At 57.8% G+C, this 377-nt stretch carries 1 protein-coding gene; it reads left to right on the top strand.

Annotation, left to right across the window (positions count from 1 at the left end; translation table 11 throughout):
- Positions 1–377: hypothetical protein (locus EII42_RS13195; protein ID WP_158676538.1), on the top strand; the 377-nt coding region annotated here is incomplete at both ends.

The following is a 377-nucleotide window of genomic DNA, read 5'->3' as shown; positions in this document are numbered from 1 at the left end:
GCCGAAACCCTCCCCAAACTCTTCAACGGCCTCCCCATCGACCAATTCAACCACCCAGAAACCCTCGGCAACCTCCCCCTCAACCCCCAAGAATCCAATATCACGATCTACGTCGGCAGAGGCACCTACGGCGGCAGTGGCACCTACGACAAAAACTTCAATCTCAAGGTGATCCGCGGGCTCAGCCTGCACGAGTTCTACATCATGGCGGTCAAGTCCATGGTAGACCCGCAACACTACGGCCGCCTCACCTGCGGACACGACAAAGCCTACTACAAAAGCTTCTGCTGCGTGGCCTACGGTGAGGACGCCTTCATCCAGGGCGAATCCAGCGGTGTGACCCGCATCAGCGACGAAGAAATCCTCGCGATGACCAA

The organism is Tessaracoccus sp. OH4464_COT-324 (assembly GCF_003932855.1).
Classification (GTDB): domain Bacteria; phylum Actinomycetota; class Actinomycetes; order Propionibacteriales; family Propionibacteriaceae; genus Arachnia.
Note: the sequence above shows the minus strand (reverse complement) of the source record. Positions and strands in the feature narration are given on the sequence as shown.